The organism is Cycloclasticus zancles 78-ME (assembly GCF_000442595.1).
In the GTDB taxonomy this organism is placed as follows: Bacteria; Pseudomonadota; Gammaproteobacteria; order Methylococcales; family Cycloclasticaceae; genus Cycloclasticus; species Cycloclasticus pugetii.
Genome location: NC_021917.1, coordinates 1,982,814 through 2,000,408 on the forward strand (window position 1 = coordinate 1,982,814; position 17,595 = coordinate 2,000,408).

A 17,595-nucleotide genomic window follows, 5' to 3' on the forward strand; every position below is an offset into this window, starting at 1 on the left:
GCGCTTTCTATATTATTAAATAAGGACTCAAAGCAATTCGTGTTATTGTCTATTTTATCGTTAATAGCACACGTCGAATGACGTGCTTAGGAGCAAATAATGTTCAGTACGTTTTTCAAAAAATTATATCGTCAGACCATTGATATTGTATTTGGGGTGATTCTCGCACTGATAATAATTGGCATTGCTATTGGGGCAGGCCAACTCGTTTTCTCTGTTTGGGATTTGCTTAAATTAGAAGGGGTAACCGGTCAGTATATTAACATTATTACTGATGTGCTCACCCTCTATGTATTAATTGAATTATCGCGTTCGATAACCGACTACTTTATTTCTCACAAACTAAAAATTTCTTTAATTATTGACGCAGCGATTGTTTTCATTATTCGTGAAATTTTAATTGCCTTATTCAAGCATAAAATTGATCCCAGTATGCTTTATGCCCTTTCTGCTTTTTTGTTTGTACTAGGCGCACTACGAACCGCCGCCATTATTTTATACCAACGAGAAAAAGTAATTGCCGATGAAAGCCATGACTAAAAGCGCAGATATCATAAAGCCCAATCAGTCAGCTTCAAACATTAGTTTTTGCGGCTAGGCCCAGTTGATAAAGCTCTCTAAGTAACGTTATTCACTACGAATTAACGTCCAGCCTCATTTTCCTCTGTTACCACGCGTATAGGGAACGGCTCGGTAACACTACCCGTATAGATGGATTGATGCGGAAAGGGTATTTCTATCCCTTCGGCATCAAAGGCTTCTTTAATTTCTTCATAAATAGCATTTTTTAGTTCGCTAAAATTTTCTCGCTTTACCCAAACCGAAAACTGCATATCCAACGAGGAATCGCCAAACCCTTTAAAAATAAAAGTCGGTTTAGGCTCATCCAAACAGATCGGATTAGCATCGGCGACCCGCTCCATCACTTTGCGCACATGCTTAATGCTTTCTTTATAGGCAACACCTATCGCCAAATCAATTCGCCTAATTGGAAAACGCGTCAATGTGGTGACTTCTGACTTGATCAATGTTTCATTGGGGATTCGTACAAATAAATTATCAAAGGTTCTTAGTTTGACCGATAATAAATCAATAGAAATAACCTCGCCAATGGTTGAACCTACACGAATCATGTCACCAATCGAAAAGGGCCGTTCAGACACTAAAAACAACCCACTAATGATGTTTGAGGCAGAGGTTTGCGAGGCGAAACCAATCGCAACCGATATAATTCCAGCTGCGCCTATCAACACCCCTAAATCAAACCCGAGTGCTTTTAAACCCATAAAAAAGAACATCAGCAGCACAAGGTAACTGGCCACTCTTGCGACCAATAACTGTTTATGCGCATCCAGCTTATGCATTGACCAGCGGGTCACCACATTATTAGCTGCTCGAGATAAAATAATACCGACTATAAAAAAAATCAGCGCACGTACAACGGCCATTGTTAACTCGGTATTTATGTTGGCGAATACATTATCCATCTGTTATGTCCTGGGGTATTATTGGCTAACCAAACAAAGCTGATAAGGCCTTTGTTATTTTATGTTGCCCCAGGTCGTCTCTTGCTGCACTCACTAGGGTCAAGTTTTGATGGGCTAAACCTGTACTCATTACTTTATCTATGGTCAGGGTCGCCTGTTCATCTTGTTCACGAACCATAGTAATACGGCGTGTCCAAAAGTGACCAACTTCATCTACATAAAGCGCAAGATGTGGTGCTGGCACACTTACTTTATCTAAATTTAGTTGTTCATTGGATTCATTTTTAATTCTAATCTCAATCGTCACCCGCATTCCGTGGTTGGTTGAAGGTTGTATATCTAATTGCTCGCTCATACGCAAAGCATAACTCATCACACCTTCTCGTGAATTTAAGCCAAACCATGTATCTGAAATACGCTCTGTTGAGACATCTAACAATGGTTTTTCCCCGCCCCTTATACTCAGTTGCAACCACAATGGAACAGCAACATAGAGCGATATTTGTTCTTTTGGCAACAAGACAACAGTCGTGGTCGCACGACAGACAATAGCCCTGTCAGACATAACAGGAGTCAAGGAAAGCTTTTGCGGTATATTGTTTGACACAATACGTTGCTTGTTCGCCAGGCTCCAGCCCTCCTCATCCGTACCCATCAGTTGTATACACGGGTTGTGCACTGTGTCGCTTGTTTTCAATTCATACTGCATAAGCCAATCTTTCTCGCCAGACGCAATATCCAGCAAAAGGTCCCCACAGTTAAATTGCAACCTTGTGTTGGGTGTCAAATCAAACACCCCCCAGCACCTAGATTCTTGTTTTAAATCTTGTTGACCCATATAAACCCCGATCGTTGACAACTTGCTTATACCAATGAATGCCAGAGGGCGGGCTAAGCCACTGATTCATTAAATTTTTAACAACTTTACTATCATGATGATACCCCATTAAGTAAACACAAAGGGCTTTATAACGGCCTAAAAAAACAACAGCTAGGCGTCTACTGGTTTTACGAATAGCGATGAAAAATTTGATACCAAGCAAGGCTTAATAATGATGTAGCCACGGCTGCAAAATGCAGTTTATCCTACTGGCCACTTAAGATAAGTAGACTTTTTATTCGTCCAAAATAAGATATTTGCTTAGCCTTGCGAGCGAACGACTTGATCACACATGGTTTTTATCAACTTCATTGCACTGAGTAGACGCGTTAACCCTTCTCCAAACCTTGGTTATAATGCATCAAGATTTTTCTAACTTGCTCAATACGCGTTATAAAACTTTGTTTATTCGCTCGTTCATGAATAGTATGGTCCCCATCTCCAAAGGGGCCAAACCCATCCAAGGTAATACAACCCTTCGCAGCAAAAATATTTGCATCACTAACACCACCCCGTTGTTCTGTTAACAATCGATCACCGGTGATGGATTCTAATTGTCTTAAAAACCGCTGTTGTTTTTCATTAGGCTCCATGACATCTCGCTGAATATCCCCAGATAAGCTGGCATCAGTTCCCTCAACTTCATGCGTGTGGGTAATCACGTGTATCGCCTCAAGCACTCGATCTCTTTCTTTCATATTGGTATAACGCATTTCAACAATTAAACGAGCATGCGGAGAAATAGTATTGGCACCAATACCGCCCTCCAACTTACCAACATTCACTGTGGTCCCTCTTTCTAAGTCGGTCAATTCAGTTAATTGAATACATTTATGCGCCGCCTCTAAATTAGCATTAACTCCTTCGGAATAATGGTTTCCAGCATGTGCGGCCTTACCTTTAATATCAATAAAGAATGTGCCCACGCCTTTTCGCCCAGTCACCAATTCATTATTCTTTCCTGCAGCCTCAAACACCAACACATAATCATATTGTTCAGCTAATTGTTGGCTAATCAGTTTGGAATCATCACTGCCGGTCTCCTCGTCACTGACCAATAACATATCTATATTGCCAATTTGACCACAGGCAGCTTTAACAGCTCTCAAGGCACAAAGAGCAACATAGTTACCGCCTTTAATATCGCAAGCACCCGGACCATATATCCACTGCTCATCTTCACTAAAGGTTTCAAAACTCAAAGGCGGGAAAACGGTATCTAAATGGCCCAACAGCAGTAATTTTTTACCTGTTGATTGAGTTGAGGTAAACAATAAATGATTCCCTATCATTTCTCGCTGGTAAACATAGGTCACGAAGCCAATCTCTTCCATCCACTGCCGAAACAAAGCGCCACTCTTATCGACACCCTGCTTATTCTTCGTATAAGAATTAATATTAATTAATTCTGCTAATTCAGAAAAATCCATTTCACCCTTCACCATACTTTATTAACAGTCAAAAAAAGGCCTAACCAAATTCAGGGCAAATACAAACAACATAACCATAACTTTGCTCACCTAGTCCCAGGATCTAAACACTATTATTCACCCCATACTTAGAAATATATCGCAGTTTTGAACAACGAATAAAAAAACTAGCATTTATTTTTTGCAACGCACCATATAAAAGCAAAAAGCGCTGATATGGTGCGTCTATTTGCACCTAAAATAGCTTTAAGCAAGCTCTAAACAAAGACTTACAGGCTTGGTACTAATATTGCTGTAATCTTATAGAGCGCTTCATCTGAGGATAAAAAAACATGTCTACCTATGAAATTGGGTTATGGATCTATCAAAATGGTGGTGGTGATGTTATTCAAAATTCGATCATTGCCCAATTACAAGAACGCGACATTTCTGCAATTACCGAGCTAAATTTAAGAAATGCAACAGCCACAAATGGCGCTATTTATTGTGATGGTATTAGAATGGAAGAGTTAGATTTGTTCTTTAGCTACAACGCTGGCCAACAAACACAGTACCAACTATATCTTTATGAGGCGCTGGATCGATATATACCGATCATTAATAACTATACGGCCTTTAGCCTAACCGAAGATAAATTCAAAACAGCTCATTTATTACAACGTAATGGCATCATCACGCCAGAATATGAGTTATGCCATCGTAATGATGTTCATACACTACGCAGAATCTTAAAAGAATGGGGTGGCAAGATTATATACAAACCTACTGAGGGCTGGGGAGGCATGGGGCTTGTTAAAATTGAAAACGACGCGGCCCTTGATATGCTGATACCCTTTATAAAACATACCGATCTTCGGCATTTTTACGTTGAACGCTTTATTGATTACGATAACACTGACTTCAGGGTTGATATTGTCGACGGTGAATACATCAGTTGCTATGGCCGTCAAGCCCCTGCTGGCGACTGGAAAACCAATATTACCAGTGGCGGCAAATTGTTACTACGTGAACCAACTGATGAGCTGGTCGCTTTAGCTAAAAAGGCCGCCAAATTAACCGGCCTGGATATTGCTGGCGTCGATATGATTTATGATCAAGAACGTGAACAATATGTGGTTTTAGAAGTCAACGGCATCCCTGCTTTTGCCACACCAGAACAAGAACAACTAGGCTTAGATTTTAATACTAAAAAAATTAACGCCATCGTCAACTTAATTGAAAAAAAACTAAACGAGAAAAACAAATGAATAGCAGTCAAAAACGCCCAACATTAGGTTTACTGTACATGGACTTTGTACTGCAATTTTTTCACCCATCTAACTTTAAAGGTTGGCCGGATAAAATTGAAACCGTCACTTATCATTGGAAAAATGACCAGCAACGCCTTATTAACGACATTAAAAACAAAAAAATTGATGTTTTAATTGGTAATATTCCGGCAACAGCGTATGAAACGTTTCGTGAAATCTCCAAAGCACTGCCTAACGTCCGCTTTGTCCCCTCACTAGACACACAGTTTTCTAATAAATCCAAAGAAAACGTTACACGCTTTTGTAAAAAATATGACATCCCTATTCCGCCAACACATATTTTTTACGACCGTAAAAAAGGCTACCAGTTTCTTGAAAAAACTCGTTACCCAAAAATCATTAAAAAATCCTATGGGCCGTCAAATTATGGTGGCTATTTTGTTCATAAGGTCGATACTTTTGATGAAGCCAAACAACTACTAGAAAGCAAAAAATACAACCCCATTTACGTTCAAGATTTTATCCCCATGTCAGCTGATATTCGCGTCATGTTAATCGGTCACGAACCGGTGTGTGCCTTTTGGCGCCGTCCACCAGAAGGTGAGTGGTTAACCAATACCAGTCAGGGTGGCAGCATTGATTACCAAAACGTGCCAAAGGAAGTGCTTGATTTAGCTGTACGTGTTTCTAAAGCCGCAAAAGCAGAATACTGGGCCTGTGACATCGCTGTTGGAAAAGATGGCAAGTACCGCATATTAGAGTGCGCAACGGCCTTTGCGGCCTTCCCTTATATTAGGGACTGGATAGGCCAATATTTGATGTGGTTATTTGGTAACGGTCAATTTAAAAAGCCCCATTTCCCCATTAATAACTGGGAGGAGCTTGGTAAGATATCGCCCTACTTATTAAGAACCATGCGCCAAATCACCTTTGGTCAATATACCCCTAGCTCAGATGCCGACTGCTTTACACCACTTGCCAAAACAAGCACTAACGAGCTCTCAGTAAAAGACCTTAGTCAAGAAGAGTGGCCCAGTGATATTTGGAATTTTCAAGATAATTTAGGTCGTCAAAAACAATCCGATTCAAAACCGGCTCCAGCCACATCAAAAAATTCTGCTAAAACAGCTGAGTCCATTAGCTCAAATGCCGACAATGCGTTTGTCATACCACCCACCGATGAGACATACCGTTATTCACTGAGCCGAACATGGGATATTAAAAAACCGAGCTTATTTTTTATTGCTTTACACCCAACTTGCGAAGAAGACCATTATGATGATGCTTTAATAAAAAAATGTAGCACTTATGCGAAACAACATGACTATGGCAGCATTATTATTGGCAGTCTTTTTGCGTACCGAGCGAAGAACATTTCAGGCCTTAAAAAGGCCTGCGACCCAATCGGCACATATAATGATGTCAGCTTATTAGAAAATCATCAACGCGCTGAAAAAACGATTGCGATATGGGGTAATGATGGCACATTCAAAGGAAGAGCCGATGAAGTTAAAGCATTACTACCGAATTTATTATGTTTTCAACTAACGGTAAAAAAACAACCACGTAGTATTAAAGGTTTGGCAAATGACATGACACCCGTTTTACTCTAAATAGGGACGTTAAGCCTTGATACTTATAAGCAATGCGCTAATGCCGCAAACAACGCAGCATTAGCAACTAGGCATCGGTGTTAACTTAATGTGATCAACGTGTTAGCATCGTCCAAATAAGCATTAGCTGGCTTTATACGCCCCCAATAAGCCCCCTTAATCTAACGCCCCTTACTTTAAGAAGAATCGACTGCAGTGAAAAAACAATATAAAACATACCAAGAAACAGAACAGTATTTACAACATGTTGTTTCTCAGCACCCCAATTTATTTAAACTTCAGAGTATCGGCAGCACTCACGAACAACGTGAGATTATGCTAATCACCGCTTCTTTCGATGTAGAAAAGGCAGAGTCTAAACCCGCTCTTTTGTATACAGGCACCATTCATGCCAGAGAATGGATTGGTAACGAGCTGGCTGTTAAGTTTATTGAATATATCGTCGATAACCATGAGTACAACCCTGAGCTTATCAACATCTTAAGCCGTAACACGCTTTATATGGTGCCTTGTTTAAATCCGGATGGCTTCGAATACTCAATGAAGCATTTCTCATTTTGGCGAAAGAACCGTCGTCTCAATCACGATGGTACCTATGGTGTTGACCTTAATCGTAACTTTAGTGTCGGTTTCCCAGGCTCAAAAAACACTTCATCAAACGTCTATAGTGGGCCACAGCCCTTTAGTGAGCCAGAAACTCAGGCCATCAAACAATTTGTGGACAGTCATCAAAACATTACGATTGCTTTAGATTACCACTCTCAGGGAAATGTTTTTTTCCCTGCCCACAAGTTTAATCATGAAGCCGAACATGAAGGCACAGACCTGAATATGCTATGCGCCAATATGGCCAGAAAAATCTACAAAGTAACAGGGCGTAAATACGGTATTCATCGTGGTAAACCGCCTACAAACTTGATCGGTGGAAGCGGACGAGAATACTATTATAGCCGAGGCATTCTTGCCACTGTTGTCGAAGTCGGTACCCGTAATATTCCCGACTATATGCAAAACATGACCCAGTCGATTAATGAAAATATACCGGCGGTACAATATGCATTAGGTGAGGCAATTAATTATTCCACACACGCTCCAAAACGCGTTACTGAACTTAATATCCTTAAGATTGAAAGTAAATCTGCCACGTTAACGTGGACGTATGAAGAAGATGAGGATATTTATTTTGAAATCTATCGCAATACAAAAAACAAACAAGCCTGCACCGAAAGTAATTTAGTTGGCATTACCCATGCACAAGAGTTTACAGATATAGAACTCGATAGTGGCACCATGTATTTTTACTATATTCGTGCGGTTCATCGCTTGAGTAATATTAAATCGCCTTTTGCTACAAAAATTAGATTAAAAACATTACTAGATCATAATGAATTTTCTAGGGTGCTATTCCCCGGTAAATCCAATGTCGGTTATGTTGGTCAATACACTGGCGAGCAAAATCGCCAACATTTTGGTCACAATTCACTCTTTATTGGCATCAACCAATCCAAAGGTATCTGTACCGGTGTTCTTGAGTTTAGCCTCGATAACATCCCTGAAAATGCTGTTATTAAGTTTGCCAGGGCTTCACTCTACCCAATGAATCGTGTCGCCGCAAAAATTGAGCAGTTTGGAGATTGGTCGATTTCATTTTTAGAGCAAGATAACGTAGCCGATATAACAAACTTTGAAGATATAGAGCAGGCCGAAAGCATTGAAACATTAGGCCAAACAGTTCCATCAGACGCCCTAACACAAGGTATCTGGAGTCATTGGACCTTTAGTGCTCATGAATGTCGAATTCTAGAATCAAACCTAGCAAAACGCTCGGTATTATTTCGCATAGATGGCCCCAAAACACTGCCTCTTGGGCGTGATTCACAAATGATGCAATTCGACATTGGCTATGGAAAATTTGGTGGCGGGATTCATTATCGCCCACACCTTGAGGTCATTTATACCGTCCCTGAAACAGAAGTGGTCTTATCACCCACGCGCCTTTGTAGTCTGTCAAAAAAAGGGGTTGTTGAAAACGAGCTACTGTCTGGTTTTAGCGAAAATGATGGTAAAACATACGGCTATATTGAGTTTAATCTGTACAGTTTACCGAACCCAGAAGAAACGGTTATTACCGAAGCCTTTATTTGCTTACAAAATAAAAACACCCCCCCCAGTGATCGTGATATCTGCTTTAATCTTGAGTTTGTCGACATGAATGCCATCAGCTATTCTGATATCAGAAATCGAACTAATATCGAGTATGTCGGTTATGAAGCAACCACGCAAGACCTTGTTCGCAAGCAAAAGCAGTACTTCATTTTCGACAAATATAGTCAATTAACATTAGAAGAAAAACACGAATCTAATGAGGCAGCTGCTTTTGTAATACGGGCCACCTCTGAGTCAGAATCTTATGCAAAATTGATTGACTGGCATGAGGCTGGCCATAAAAATGAAGTGAAATTAGTCGTTAAATATATCAAGCGTCGCAAAAAACCAACGGCAGCGGTTACTGAATTAAAAGCAAGCAATGAAAATGGTCGAATGAAATTAACATGGGCGAACCCACCTACCAAAGCATTTGTTGGCACTTATGTCGTACGCAATAGGTTCCGCCCACCTCGTTCACCCTATGATGGTGTAAAGCTCTATGCTGGTTCGGATAATTACACATACGACAGCTTTGGCTCTAGCAAAATCTCAAAATATTATGCTGCCTTTAGTTATGATGATGTTCCGAACTACTCTGAGCCTCAAGTAATACATTATGAAGCTCATCAAAGCACTGCAGAAAAGCCATCTAACTAGTTTTATATGAATGAATAGCCGATAAACGCTTGGTTTATCGTTAATCTCGCCGGCAATTTGAAAAGCGTATAACGCTTTGTTTTTTGTCGCCTACTGAGCCAGTTGAAAGCTGGCCAGCGTGTCATAAAAGCCTAATAACTTACTTTCTCGTCAGCGCCAAGTTCTGACTGGTCCTAACAGTGGCTGCGGATATAACGCTAGTCACCTCACCCTCTCCTGAAATATTTAAACATGCTGTTTGATAAGCCTCATACAGCACACTGAGCATAACCATGTTAGATGCTTGTCGATACTTTTAACTAGTTGACAAATCAACTATTGATTTATAATATATATAAAAACTTACATTTGAACTATACAAAATGTCTACTAAAAAACGCTCTCTAGACCAACATCTCTTTGACCTTACTAATGTTATTCAGCCTTCACGGAGAGTTTGGATGCAAACTGTTAGCACTCTTCCTTTTGATCATGGTATTTCCACATCATTAGCCATTATCGTCTTACTAGCATCGCGTTTCGGGCCTCATGTTCAACAAAAAACGCTGGCTATTGAAGCTGGTATTGATGCAGCCGCGCTGGTTCGTATACTTGATCAAGGCGAAGAGGCCGGGCTACTCGTTCGTTGTGATGTTCCCAATGATCGTAGAAGCAAAGCTATTAAGCTGCTACCGAAGGGAAAGCGCCACGCTAGCAAAATGGAAGCTACACTTAAGGACCTTCGTTTTAAGCTGATGGGTGATGTACCAGAAGAAGATATTGAGACAACAACGCGCGTAATGCGTCTGTTGGAAGAGCGATGCCAAGCCTATTTACTAAATGGCAAAACTGATCAAAAATGATTCTTAAACCTGACCAGTGGCTATTCGCATTCAAGCTGTACCTAGCAGCGATGATGGCGTTTACAATCTCCGCGCATATTGGCCTCCCCGAAACATATTGGACCATTGTTACCTGCTGCGTGGTTATGAATCCCATGAGCGGTGCCGTAAGATCTAAAGCCGTTTATCGATTTACCGGTACATTTTGTGGCGGGCTTGTCTCGTTGATTTTAGTAAGTTTTTTTGCAAACACACCGATCTTAATGATTGCCTTTATAGGGCTAATTGGTGCAGTAGCATTTGGATGTTCTTTACTAGATCGCACACCGCGAAGCTACGGTTTTCAACTCTTTGGTCTGACCTTAATGATCGTCGCAATACCCTATATAGAACACCCAGCCACACTGTTTGACATAGCCATATTTCGTATCTGCGAAATTGGTCTGGGGATCATATGCTGCACCATGGTCGACAGCATTATTGCTCCACGTTCTTTAAAACCTGGCGTGCAGTTTAAATTGCAAGGTTGGCTGGCTGATATGGAGAAATGGATTGATGATGCCTTTGAAGGCCATATTACCGACGACGAAGCAGTACATGACCGCTTAAAAGCCCTCTCTGATATCAGCTCCTTATCTGCTCTGGCCGCTCAATTGCGTTATGACCCGCTTGTTACGCGACGGGAAAGCCAACTTATATTTTCCATACAATTGCGTTTATTGCGTTTAGTGCCGTTGCTATCAGCCATTTCATCTCGCATTGCCGATGCCGAACCCGATATACGCAACAAGTTAGCGGCCTCTTTAAAAACAGCGGCCGCCCATGCAAAAAATGGCGAGCCAGCGGACGAAGCCCTACTTACACAAATAACCCAAACGGCTCATAGTATGGATTCCATGTCTGAGTGGCGCCATTTAGTTCAAGAAAACATGGCCGAATTACTAAAAGCTATACTGCATAACTGGTCTGAAATACGCCAATGCCAACAGTCACTAGAACAAGATTCGCCGTTACCGCCTATTCTTGAAAAAGAAGTCAGCAATACACGTTCATTTAAGCTTTATCCGGATACCTATATTGCCAAAAAAATATTTATTGGCAGCCTTATCTCCTACAGCCTGCTCTGTGTATTATGGTATGCAACAGGCTGGCATCATGCTCCCGCTGCAGTTTTAATGGGGGTTGCTGCTCTCGCCTTCTTTGGTGGTTCAGACGAAGGTGGTCGCGCCATTACCTTATTTGGTCGGTTTACAATTATCGCCTTATTCGCCGCAAGTATATTAAGCTATGGCCTGCTTCCGCTTGCCAATGATTACCCCATGTTTCTGATCATAATGGCGATATTTATCTTACCAATAGGCGCTTGGGCAACGAAAAACCCGATGGCGATACTGCTATTGGCTATGGCTTTTAGCAGCATTAATTTTCAAAGCAGCTACCAACCCTATGATTTTGGTGTCTTTCTTGAAATTTGTATCGCCAACCTTTTAGGCATTTTTATTGCCTTTTGTTCGCTAGGCTTAGTGCGCACGTTGGGCGCCAAACACACCATGGAACGACTTATTCGTGAGGGTCGCGAAGAAGTATTAAACCTAACTTACCGCGCCACACCCCGCGATAGAGATGCTTTCCTCAATCGGTCTTTAGATAAAATTGGTTCCCTTGCAAGTAGGCTTGAACAAACCGGTCAAATAAATACTAGCTCTCGTGTTTTAAGTCGTTTGCGTGCAGCTGCAAGTATTGCCGAGCTACGACATACCAGTGCTTACCTGAATGAAGAAACTCGTCGCGTGCTGGAAGACCTATTCACCACAATCCGCCAAGACATTAACCATAAAGAACCGTCAGACAAGCTTTTGGCAATAATAGACAACGCCCTTTCAACCGCCTGGAAGCATGAGTTGAAATCGGCCAAACATCCACTCTTAAGGGGGCTCATTGGCCTTCGTCTTGCGTTGTTTGAATATGCACCTGCTTGGAGGTATGCCCCATGATCGGAGAAATTGATATAGCTGGAATATTTATCTCGCCGTTACTCTTATGCTTGCTAAGTGCATTTATTGGAAGAGTCATGATTTCAACTCTTTTTGAAAAAGCAAACATCTACAAAGTTGTCTGGCATCGCCCCTTATTCGATATGTCCCTATTTTTTATATTACTGGGGATTTCACTTAAAACTTTTTACCTTATAACCGGTTAAAATATGCAAAAAGAAAAAACAATTCACATCCTAAAAGTCATGATGACATGCACGCTGACCGTTCTTGCAGCGTTTGTGCTCTGGCATATCTATTCCTACTATACTTACACTCCGCAAACACGCGATGGCAAGATCAAGGCCGACATTGTTGCCTTATCTTCCGATGTATCCGGCCAAGTAGAGGCCGTCTTTGTTCAGGACAACCAGCAGGTTCAAAAGGGCGATGTATTATTTTCTATCGACACCGATCGCTTGGAAAATACTGTAGCGCAAAACGAAGCTGCTTTAAGCAATGCTAGGGCAACACTTGCTGCAGCAAACAGGGAGGAAAAACGATATAAAACCCTAAAAAACACCATTGTCTCAGAACAAGAACGTGATAACCGTATCTCTGTAGCTGAGCAGGCCCAGGCGAAATATGAACAAGCATTGGCAGACCTGAAACTCGCCCGCCTTAATCTAGAGCGCTCGCAAGTGAAGTCCCCGATCAATGGAATCGTAACCAATTTTTCACTGCGCCCAGGAACCTATGCAACCGCCGGACAACCGGTAATGGCGTTGGTCGATATTGATAGCTTTTATGTCGCTGGGTATTTTGAAGAAACAAAACTAAGCCATATTCGCACTGGCATGCCTGCAACAGTTCATATTATGGGAGAAGACCAAGCTATCAGCGGACATGTCGTCGGGATTTCATCCGCGATTGAAGACCGTGAACGTGCAACATCCTCTAATACACTGATCGCCAATGTCAATCCAACTTTTAACTGGATAAGGTTGGCACAACGTGTACCAGTCCGCATAGCGATTGATGAAATTCCTGATAACATAGCACTTATATCAGGGCGAACAGCCAGCATTACTATCAATAATCATGAAGGTTGATTATTACTTTTTACCGTTCAATAGGGCTAGTTGTAGAAGCCTTCAATATTGATGCAGCACTGATTTTTTGGCTATGCCATCTGCGGCAGATGGCGCTTCGTTTGCAGTTAATGGTGGAGAGAGAGGGATTCGAACCCTCGGTACCTTGCGGTACACACGCTTTCCAAGCGTGCTCATTCGGCCACTCTGACATCTCTCCATAAAACTTATAAAACGCACTGTGCTTGCGTTTTAGGGCGCTGAATTATATCAGCAAACTTAAACCTTTTGTATTTATTGTAGTTGAGACTCTAACTCATCCCAACGTTGATACTTTTCTTGTAATTGTTCATCGATAGACGTTAATTCAGCCATTTTGCTTTTTATCTCTTCTCGGTCTCCTGCATGAAACTCCGCCGTACTCGTTAATTGCTGTAGCTTCGCTAACGTTTCTTCAAGCACCTCGATCTGCTTTGGTAAGTCATCTAATTCTTTTTTAACTTTGAAACTTAATTTCGGTTTTTTAACGGTTTTAGGCTGTTTTTTTTCACTAACCGTTTTACTCGGTTGCTCGGCCTGACTACTGTCTTTAATAATTTGACTCCAATTAGGCAACTCGCCTACATAATCAGTAATGACACCATCCCCTTCAAAAAACCAAAAATTAGTAACTACGTTTTCTAAGAACTTACGGTCGTGACTCACCAGTATTAAGGTACCTTCATAGTCAACCAGTAACTCTTCTAGTAACTCTAATGTTTCAACATCTAAATCATTAGTCGGTTCATCCATCACGATAAAGTTAGCCGGCTGACTAAATAACTTCGCCAGTAAAATTCGATTACGTTCGCCACCAGATAATACTTTTGCTGGTGATCGTGCTCGTTCAGGGGCAAACAAAAAATCACCTAAGTAGCTGATAATATGCCTGTCACGCCCATTAATGGTAATGCTCTCTCGTCCGTCGGAGACTAGGTCAATAACCGTTTTCTCTAGATCCAGAACATCTCTGTGCTGATCAAAATAGGCGACTTTTAGTTTGGTTCCGTGTTTTACAGCACCGGAATCTAATTCAATTTCTTTTAGCAACGCTTTAATGAGCGTACTTTTGCCAATACCATTTGGTCCTACCAATCCTATGCGGTCACCTCGCATTAACCGACATGAAAACTGATCAACCATTTTACGCCCGCCATAGGCAATAGAAATATCCTCCGCCTCTATCACCAACTTGCCAGACTTTTCACCTGATTCAACCTCTAGTTTCGCAGGGCCGGCTAGGTTTCTTCGCTCTGCACGTTCCCGTCGTAACTGTTGTAAAGCCCTCACACGACCTTCATTTCGTGTTCTTCTCGCTTTAATGCCTTGTCTAATCCAGACTTCTTCACGCGCTAGCTTTTTATCAAATTCTGCATTTGTTTTTGCTTCGGACTCTAATGCGGCCGCTTTTCTTTCAAGGTATTGCTCATAGCTACACGACCAACTGGTTAGCTGTCCTCTATCTATCTCTATAATACGTTTCGCTATATTTTGTAAAAAAACTCGGTCATGTGTAATGCAAACCACGGCACCGCGAAAGGTTGCAAGTTGTTTTTCTAACCAAACAATTGTTTCCATATCTAGATGGTTAGTTGGCTCATCTAACAGTAAAACATCAGGCTCGACTACCAAGGCACGGGCTAGCCCTACACGTCGTTTCCAACCACCTGACATTTCATTTATTTTTTTATCGGCGGGTAAATTTAAACGACTTAACACTGAGTCAACACGTTGTTGTAATGACCAGCCATCTAATGCTTCAAATTGATGTTGTAATTTGCCCAGCGCTTCTAAGTCAACATCAGGGTCAAGCAACATGTCGTGATAACGAGCAATTAAGTGACCCACCTCACCCAAACTATCAGCAACAGCATCATAAACGGTGGAGGCATCAGGCAGTAACGGTGACTGCTCAAGTGTTGCTATGGTAATGCCCGCTTGCCGCCAGACCTGACCTGAGTCGGCCAACACTTGCCCAGCCAATACTTTTAACAAGGTCGACTTTCCTTCGCCATTGCGGCCAATTAAGCCCACTCGCTCTTGTTCATCGATTTGCAGGTCGGCATTATCTAGCACTGGTTTTAAACCGAACGCTACACTAACATTATCTAGCTTAAGTAATGGCATATTATTGATTTTGAATAAATTTTCTAATTAAATTGAACGCAAGTGCTGACGCTACTGTTTGTTGACGTAGCGCTCTCCCCCACACTTCCTTTGTGCTTGAAATGTGGCCGTGAGCATCTGCTACTGCGGTAAAAACAGCCACTGTTGTATCATTTACTTTCTTATGTAGTTGCACAAGGCTTAACGCTGTTTTATGCCGAGCACGATTTTCCTTTGCTATCTCAAGCGCCAACGCTTCACCAATGGGTTGCTGCACCGTGCTAAACGCAGTTTGTATGCCTGAAACTTTTGGATAAACAGCTGAAGTTAATAGCCAATCTGCTTGGCACTGGCGGGCGATATCACCCTGCGATAAGGTTTCAATAAGACTCAGTGTCAACTTTTTTTCGGTCATTAACTGATCGACACAATCCGGTAAATTACTGACTGATTGACCCCAGCCATCAATGGCAAAAAGGCTAGCACCCAATGCATCACTAACGTTATCAACCCAATATTGAACCTGCTCTTTGGTATGGCTTTGTGGAAAGAGTAGCTTTAATTCATTCTCTGGCATGCCCGCTCTAAAACTCACGCGAATATCATTGTCAATCTCTAAGCTATTAACGGCTTGCTGGATATCAGACTCTCCCATGCCCATGCTTCGAAATGTAATCAAACGGGGCTGTTCCAGCTTAAATTGGCGCTGTAAATCGGCCAACACAAACGTCTCCATCATCTGTTTCATTTCATACGGTACACCTGGCATAAAGTAAAACCGGCACTGCTGACCGACGGCACTAAACCCAGGCGCCGTTCCCCAACGATTATCAATTCGTGTCGAATTTGTGGGCAACAGTGCTTGCTTCTTATTTACATCGGCCATAGGCATTTTTAATTGCGCGAAAAACTCAGCAATCATCACTAAAGCCTCACTATCCATTTCAAGCTCTACTTGAAAGGCTTGAGCAAAGGCCTCGGCGGTTAAATCATCTTGTGTTGGCCCTAAACCACCAGTACACAAACAAACATCAGCCATCGCATCTACTTCTTTAAGCACCTGAACCAAGTCTGCCAAGTCATCCGAAACAGTAATATGCCTAATAACATCGAAGCCTAACAGGCGACACTGATCAGCCAAAAAAGCAGCATTGGTGTCTACCAAAGCACCTGTAATCACTTCATCGCCTTGTGAAAAAATAATGACGCTAGGCGCCTTGTCTGTTTTATGCATCAAATTGAACCTTGTAACTGGTGAACTTTCTTATATTTAAGACCCCGCTATCTAATATTAGATATTGTCCTTTTATGCCCATTAAGCGGCCTTCGACCCTAGCTGTTTTATCAAAATTAAAGGAGGTAACCTTTTGAGGATATTCAACAACGGGGTAATTAATCTCTACCTGCTTAGCATCTTTTATTAACTCTATATCCCCGTCTTTATTAGCCGCCTGAATATTGCTTAACTCAGAGGCTGCAGCCTCAATAAGGCGGTCTCTATGTTCATATAGGTTTTTATGGTCCGCTTGGCCTTTTAACATCTTCCGCCAATCAGTTTTATCCGACACGTGTTGTTTTAAAGCCATCTCAACTTGACCAGACTGTAGACGTGTTCGCACCTTAAAAATGGGCAAGGCCTGTGTTGCTCCTTGGTCAATCCAACGCGTTGGCACCTGTGTATGGCGAGTAATGCCAACCTTTAAGCCAGATGAATTTGCTAAATAAACAAAGTGGTCTTGAAAACAAAACTCTTCGCCCCATTGAGGTTCTCGACACGTACCTAAGTGATAGTGACACGTTTCAGGTTTCATAATGCATAAATCACACTGAGCCAGCTTAGTCATACAATAATAACAAAAGCCTTGGCTATAGCTTTTCTTTGTTCGTTTTCCACAATTTAGACAGTTGATCTCACCTTCATAGGTTAACGCGATGGTTTTACCCAAATATTGGTTCAAGCCAATACGCTCATCACCGATGGGCAATACATATTCAACAGGGTTACTCAAGGTGCTGAGCATTTTCTTTAAATGGCCTTCAATCATGTTCTCTATCCTAATTCAATTAATCCATGCCGATTTGAAACATGGTGGCTGTATA

At 41.7% G+C, this 17,595-nt stretch carries 14 protein-coding genes and 1 tRNA gene; 8 read left to right on the plus strand and 7 right to left on the minus strand.

All coding sequences use genetic code 11. The features are described from left to right. The first annotated feature begins 99 nt into the window (after window positions 1-99). The gene (locus CYCME_RS09510; RefSeq protein WP_020932880.1) at window positions 100-540 is read left to right on the plus strand and encodes a phosphate-starvation-inducible PsiE family protein; all 441 of its coding nucleotides are present in this window, start codon (window positions 100-102) and stop codon (window positions 538-540) included. Between the two features lie 101 nt (window positions 541-641). Here the strand turns inward: CYCME_RS09510 and CYCME_RS09515 are convergent, their stop codons facing one another. The 3 genes from CYCME_RS09515 to CYCME_RS09530 all read right to left on the minus strand — a co-directional run bounded on the left by CYCME_RS09515 (window position 642) and on the right by CYCME_RS09530 (window position 3,797). Continuing rightward, a complete protein-coding gene (locus CYCME_RS09515) occupies window positions 642-1,487 on the minus strand; it encodes a mechanosensitive ion channel family protein (RefSeq protein WP_020932881.1) in 846 nt (281 codons plus the stop codon). A gap of 25 nt (window positions 1,488-1,512) precedes the next feature. Continuing rightward, a complete protein-coding gene (locus CYCME_RS09520) occupies window positions 1,513-2,325 on the minus strand; it encodes a hypothetical protein (RefSeq protein ID WP_020932882.1) in 813 nt (270 codons plus the stop codon). Between the two features lie 371 nt (window positions 2,326-2,696). Then, window positions 2,697-3,797, minus strand: coding sequence for a M20 family metallopeptidase (locus CYCME_RS09530; RefSeq protein ID WP_041933052.1), 1,101 nt, complete (start codon window positions 3,795-3,797; stop codon window positions 2,697-2,699). Between the two features lie 332 nt (window positions 3,798-4,129). Here CYCME_RS09530 and CYCME_RS09535 point away from each other — a divergent pair, with 332 nt between their 5' ends. The 7 genes from CYCME_RS09535 to CYCME_RS09565 all read left to right on the plus strand — a co-directional run bounded on the left by CYCME_RS09535 (window position 4,130) and on the right by CYCME_RS09565 (window position 13,371). Further along, entirely contained in the window at window positions 4,130-5,044 is a 915-nt protein-coding gene (locus CYCME_RS09535) for an ATP-grasp domain-containing protein (protein ID WP_020932884.1), read from the plus strand. Continuing rightward, window positions 5,041-6,660, plus strand: a complete 1,620-nt coding sequence (locus tag CYCME_RS09540; protein WP_020932885.1) for a DUF1643 domain-containing protein — start codon at window positions 5,041-5,043, stop codon at window positions 6,658-6,660. Before CYCME_RS09535 ends, CYCME_RS09540 begins: the two co-directional genes overlap by 4 nt. 195 nt (window positions 6,661-6,855) lie before the next feature. Further along, window positions 6,856-9,465: a M14 family metallopeptidase gene (locus CYCME_RS09545; RefSeq protein ID WP_020161905.1), complete on the plus strand. Its 2,610-nt coding sequence runs from the start codon at window positions 6,856-6,858 to the stop codon at window positions 9,463-9,465. A gap of 440 nt (window positions 9,466-9,905) precedes the next feature. Then, entirely contained in the window at window positions 9,906-10,307 is a 402-nt protein-coding gene (locus tag CYCME_RS09550) for a MarR family winged helix-turn-helix transcriptional regulator (RefSeq protein WP_020161904.1), read from the plus strand. After that, window positions 10,304-12,280 carry an FUSC family protein gene (locus CYCME_RS09555; protein WP_020932886.1) on the plus strand — a complete coding sequence of 659 codons (1,977 nt, stop codon included), beginning with the start codon at window positions 10,304-10,306 and terminating at the stop codon, window positions 12,278-12,280. Before CYCME_RS09550 ends, CYCME_RS09555 begins: the two co-directional genes overlap by 4 nt. Beyond that, entirely contained in the window at window positions 12,277-12,486 is a 210-nt protein-coding gene (locus tag CYCME_RS09560; protein WP_016389731.1) for a DUF1656 domain-containing protein, read from the plus strand. The genes CYCME_RS09555 and CYCME_RS09560 overlap by 4 nt, the downstream gene beginning before the upstream one ends. A gap of 75 nt (window positions 12,487-12,561) precedes the next feature. Next, window positions 12,562-13,371, plus strand: coding sequence for an HlyD family secretion protein (locus CYCME_RS09565; RefSeq protein ID WP_223253183.1), 810 nt, complete (start codon window positions 12,562-12,564; stop codon window positions 13,369-13,371). 111 nt (window positions 13,372-13,482) lie between these two features. Here the strand turns inward: CYCME_RS09565 and CYCME_RS09570 are convergent. The 4 genes from CYCME_RS09570 to CYCME_RS09585 form a co-directional block, all read right to left on the minus strand. Next, a tRNA-Ser gene (locus CYCME_RS09570) sits at window positions 13,483-13,570 on the minus strand. 74 nt (window positions 13,571-13,644) lie between these two features. After that, window positions 13,645-15,516, minus strand: a complete 1,872-nt coding sequence (locus tag CYCME_RS09575; RefSeq protein WP_020161901.1) for an ATP-binding cassette domain-containing protein — start codon at window positions 15,514-15,516, stop codon at window positions 13,645-13,647. A 1-nt stretch (window position 15,517) separates the two neighbouring features. Beyond that, window positions 15,518-16,729 (minus strand): competence/damage-inducible protein A, encoded by a 1,212-nt coding sequence (locus CYCME_RS09580; protein ID WP_020932887.1) that lies wholly within the window; start codon window positions 16,727-16,729, stop codon window positions 15,518-15,520. Further along, window positions 16,722-17,540 carry a DUF2797 domain-containing protein gene (locus CYCME_RS09585; protein WP_015005438.1) on the minus strand — a complete coding sequence of 273 codons (819 nt, stop codon included), beginning with the start codon at window positions 17,538-17,540 and terminating at the stop codon, window positions 16,722-16,724. Before CYCME_RS09585 ends, CYCME_RS09580 begins: the two co-directional genes overlap by 8 nt. Between the last annotated feature and the right edge of the window lie 55 nt (window positions 17,541-17,595).